The organism is Chitinispirillales bacterium (assembly GCA_031254455.1).
GTDB lineage: Bacteria > Fibrobacterota > Chitinivibrionia > Chitinivibrionales > Chitinivibrionaceae > WRFX01.
This window is the reverse complement of record JAIRUI010000126.1, coordinates 1-4,459: the sequence shown is the minus strand read 5'-3', so window position 1 is coordinate 4,459 and position 4,459 is coordinate 1. Positions and strand designations below refer to the sequence as shown.

The following is a 4,459-nucleotide window of genomic DNA, read 5'->3' as shown; positions in this document are numbered from 1 at the left end:
AAGGTATTAGTTATTCGGCTAAGTTGAAAAGTGGAACGAACGTTGAAAGAAATCTTGAAGTGTCAAGTTGGGGAACCGGTAACAAAAAAGATTTCACACAGCCGGATTGGGCTGACGATGTTGATGGAGTTGACGGAACCTACGAACTTGATATTTCTAAAATTGAAGGGTTTACAATCAGCGCCGCAGAGAATTACGATAAAACCGTCAATATTAAAATTACCCGGTTTATTGTAGAAGGTTTATATGACGATGAAGATTAAGAAATTTATGTCGTAATATCGAATAAATTTGAGTCGGGCATTATTGTGCCCGACTTTTTTTGTCGAGTATCGATTAAAATATGTTTTTATTTAATATTTATTGACATTCCCGTAAAAATACGGTATATTACATATGAACTCGGGAGATTAAAAATGACAATTCATGAGCGAAATATCTTTTTAAATAAAGAATATGAAGAAGCCGTGCGTTACATGAACAACGCAAAAGAGGCTTTGCAAAAATCTAAAAAAGACGATAGATATTACATGGAGGAAGTATGATGAAAACCGTTAACGTTATCATAGTCTGCGTATCCGTTATTATTTGCGTTTGCATATCTTCGATAAGATTTGTGGAATCTAAAACGGCAAAAAACAACTGTATATCGGTTACCGGCTCTGCGACGAAATCTTTTGTTTCCGATTTGATTGTCTGGCGCGGATATTTTTCAAAAAAAGCGATTACCGCAAAAGAGGCGTACGAAAAATTAAAAATCGATATGGCGGCGGTTAAAAAGTATTTGACGGATAACGGTGTAAACGAAAACCATATAATATTTTCTTCGGTAAATGTCGAAAAAGATTACGAATACGAACACCATTCAAACGGAACGCTTAGAAAAACGACGTTTACAGGATATATTCTTACGCAAAGAATTGAGATTTCTTCAGGCGAAGTCGATAAAATTGAGAAAATATCACGCGACATCACCGGTCTTATCGATTTGGGCGTCGAATTTTATTCCATGTCTCCTGAATATTATTACACGAAATTAGACGAATTGAAATTGGACTTGATAGCAAAATCCACCGAAAACACGAAATTGCGCGCGGAAACGATCGCAAAAGAATCCGGCGCAAAAATTTCAAGATTGCGTTCGGCGAATTTGGGGGTTTTTCAGATTACTCCGGAAAATTCTTCGTCGGATTACAGCTATGGCGGCGCATACGACGTAACTTCAAAGAACAAAACGGCGTTTATAACTATTCGACTTGAATATTTGTCGAAATAAGTTTTTCTACAGAGCGAGCGGCGGGGAATTTAACCTTTAGAGATTAAAACATATTGACAACTTGCAAAGAAAATCATTATTTTATTCTGTACCGAAGGAGGATAAATTGCTTGATTCGTTTATATCCTTAATTCCGGCGCTTAGAAACGCGCTTTTGCACGACCGCGAAAAACGTATTATCGCCGTAATTATTTTGCTGTCGGTTTCGATAAACTTATTCTTCATTTCTACGAAAATCGCGTATATTGTTTTGGATATCGACGAACCGCAAATCGAATTCTTTCAAAAAATAACGTCGAAACCGAGAATTATAAAATATGACGGAATAGAAAAACAAGCGCTTTACCTTCTGTTAACTAATTCTTTTAACGACAATAACATAAAATACGCCGAAAGCATCGTCGATAAAATAATAGCAAGCGATTCTTCCGATAGTTTTGCGCTTTATTTTTCCGCAAAAATTAAAATATTGCGACAGGAATACCAAGACGCTTATTCGATATTGCAGGAACTGAAAGGAATCGAATATATGCCGGATTCCGTTAAAACGCTTCTTATTTCGGTCGTTTCCGACGAAGAATTTCTGTTGATGGCTAAAGACACGACTCTTTCGCCTATGCAGATGGCGAAAATAGGGGAGAGGTTTATTGCGGCTAAAGACGAAAAATCGGCGCGGATATTTTTTGAAAAAGCGCTCAAAACCGATTCCAGTTCGGCTGAAGCGTTATATCAGGCGGCAAGGTGGAGTATGAATAAAAAGGATTACAAAAACGCCGAAAAATTATTATTGAAGTTACTTTCGATAGATTCGCTGTCTTCAAGAGCGCACGGAAGATACGCTATGCTTTTACACGAAACCGACAGATACAGGCAGGCGCTTGCTCACTACAAAATAGCGATTGTACGCGATTCTTTTGATTTTAATTTGGCGTATAATTTGGGAGATTTGTATTTCACTAATTTAAACGATAACGAAAATGCAAAAAAATATTTCAAAAAAGCGGTAGAATTGGAGCCGAGCAGATGGCAAAGTTATTTCAAATTAGGAATAATTTCTTTGGAAAGCAATCATTTGGATTCGGCGATATATTATCTTTTAAGCGCAGAAAACTATTCTTCGGACAATCCGCGTCTGCTTTATTTGCTTGCGACGGCGTACGAAAAGAAAAATGATTACACAAACGCGTTGAAAGTATATGATAAATTGTGCGAAATAGACCCGTTGAACGATATTGCGTTGTATAAACGGCGTTTATTAAAATCAAAATAATGGGAGATTAAATATTATGAGCGTCGGAAGAGAGGACTTGGCAAGAATGGTCTCAGAAAAAACCGGACTTAATTTACTTGATGCGAAATTGGTAATCGCTTCGTTTCTTGACATGATGAAAGCCGAACTTATAAAAGGAAAAAGAATTGAGTTGAGAGGGTTTGGACGTTTTTTTGTTAAAGAAAGAAAATCAAGAGCCGCAAAAAATCCGAAAACCGGACAAAAGATAAATATTGACCGAAGATTTAATCCGGCGTTTAAAATTTCCGATAAAATTGTAAAAAAATTGAACGAAAAACAGGGGAAATAATGGAACTTCGATACGGATGCAATCCGCATCAAAAACCTGCGCAAATATACATGACAAACGAAAAAAATCTTCCGTTTGAAATATTGTCGGGCGCTCCGGGATATATAAATTTTTGCGACGCGCTGAATTCTTGGCAACTTGTTAAAGAACTGAAATGTGCGCTGAAGAAACCGGCGGCCGCAAGTTTTAAGCATGTAAGTCCTGCTGGCGTCGCCGTGTATAACGAATTGAACGACGAACAAAAAAAGGCGGCGTTTGTCGATGATTCTAAACTTTCGCCGTTGGCTGTCGCTTATGCCAGAGCGAGGTCTGCCGACAGAATGTCAAGTTTCGGAGATTGGGCGGCTCTTTCGGATATTTGCGACGAACAAACCGCGCTGTTACTCAAAAGGGAGGTTTCAGACGGCGTTATCGCACCGGGATATTCTCAGAGAGCGCTGGAAATTCTTCGTGAAAAGCGAAACGGAAACTACGCCGTTGTCAAAATTGATGAAAATTACCTTCCATACGAAATTGAGACGAAACAGATTTTTGGAATCACTCTCTCTCAAAAAAGAAACGATATAAAAATAGACGACTCGTTTTTCGATAATATAGTTACAAAAAATAAGAATTTTACACAAGAAGCGAAACGTGATTTGATAATCGCATTGATTACGCTCAAATATACGCAGTCAAACTCTGTCGCTTTCGCTTATGACGGGCAAATAATAGGAGTAGGAGCCGGACAGCAAAGCAGAGTGCATTGTACTCGTCTTGCCGGAAACAAAGCGGATAGATGGTTTTTGAGACATCACCCTAAAGTACTTAATTTATCGTTCAAAAACGGTATTTCAAGAGCCGACAAAAATAACGCGATAGATTGTTTTTTGGAAGAAGATTTAAGTGAAAAAGAAATCGCGGCGCTTAACGACCGTTTTGACAAAAAAGCGGAAATACTCACAAAAGAAGAAAAAATAACGTGGCTGTCGCGTCAAAAAGGAGTAACTCTCGCTTCAGACGCATTTTTTCCGTTTCGCGATAATATCGACAGAGCGGTTAGAAGCGGCGTAGAATTTATTTCACAGCCGGGCGGGTCTGTCCGCGACAACGACGTTGTGGAAGCTTGTGACGAATATGGAATTACTATGGCGTTTTCAGGAATAAGATTGTTTCATCACTGATTAAAACAAGGAGTTGTTTATGGCGTTTGTTATTAAAAATGAGTTTATTTCCAAAGAATTGGAAAAGGAAATTGCGACGGCGATAAAAGAACGCCGTTCCGTAGCGCAGTTATTGACGGAAAAGAAATTCGTCGGAACCGCAGAATCTATTGAAGAATTGGCGCATGTCTTAATATTGTATATGGGCGCAGATATGGCGATTGAATTTATTTTCAGCGCAAGTCTGTCGGAATGGGAAAAATATCGCGGTCTTTTAGCCGATTTGTGGGAAAAAATATCTGTTTCGGAACAATTCAAGGCGAAAACCGATCTTATTTTGGGGCAATCGCTTTACCAACAAGGATTAAAAGAACTTGGAACAAACTTTATAAAAAGAGCGGGGATAAATGCCGATAATGTAAAAACCGCCGTTGACGTCGCGCAAGTAATAAGCCATGAAA

6 protein-coding genes are annotated in these 4,459 nt (G+C 38.4%); all 6 read left to right on the top strand.

Going from position 1 to position 4,459, the window contains the following annotated elements:
* Window positions 1–263 (top strand): hypothetical protein (locus tag LBH98_10070; GenBank protein MDR0305092.1); only part of this gene is annotated, 263 nt, incomplete at its 5' end.
* A gap of 278 nt (window positions 264–541) precedes the next feature.
* Complete coding sequence (locus LBH98_10065) at window positions 542–1,276, top strand: SIMPL domain-containing protein (GenBank protein MDR0305091.1); 735 nt, start codon at window positions 542–544, stop codon at window positions 1,274–1,276.
* 106 nt (window positions 1,277–1,382) lie between these two features.
* A complete protein-coding gene (locus tag LBH98_10060; GenBank protein ID MDR0305090.1) occupies window positions 1,383–2,546 on the top strand; it encodes a tetratricopeptide repeat protein in 1,164 nt (387 codons plus the stop codon).
* A 16-nt stretch (window positions 2,547–2,562) separates the two neighbouring features.
* A complete protein-coding gene (locus LBH98_10055) occupies window positions 2,563–2,856 on the top strand; it encodes an integration host factor subunit beta (GenBank protein MDR0305089.1) in 294 nt (97 codons plus the stop codon).
* Window positions 2,856–4,019 carry a phosphoribosylaminoimidazolecarboxamide formyltransferase gene (locus LBH98_10050; protein MDR0305088.1) on the top strand — a complete coding sequence of 388 codons (1,164 nt, stop codon included), beginning with the start codon at window positions 2,856–2,858 and terminating at the stop codon, window positions 4,017–4,019. Before LBH98_10055 ends, LBH98_10050 begins: the two co-directional genes overlap by 1 nt.
* Window positions 4,020–4,038: 19 nt before the next feature.
* A partial coding sequence (locus LBH98_10045; GenBank protein MDR0305087.1) for a hypothetical protein occupies window positions 4,039–4,459 on the top strand: 421 nt, incomplete at its 3' end.

What these genes read in the sequence shown, in the direction of transcription:
- LBH98_10065 (MDR0305091.1), top strand. Translation starts at nt 542, where the DNA reads ATGATGAAAACCGTTAACGTTATCATAGTCTGCGTATCCGTTATTATT.
- LBH98_10055 (MDR0305089.1), top strand. Translation starts at nt 2,563, where the DNA reads ATGAGCGTCGGAAGAGAGGACTTGGCAAGAATGGTCTCAGAAAAAACC.
- LBH98_10050 (MDR0305088.1), top strand. Translation starts at nt 2,856, where the DNA reads ATGGAACTTCGATACGGATGCAATCCGCATCAAAAACCTGCGCAAATA.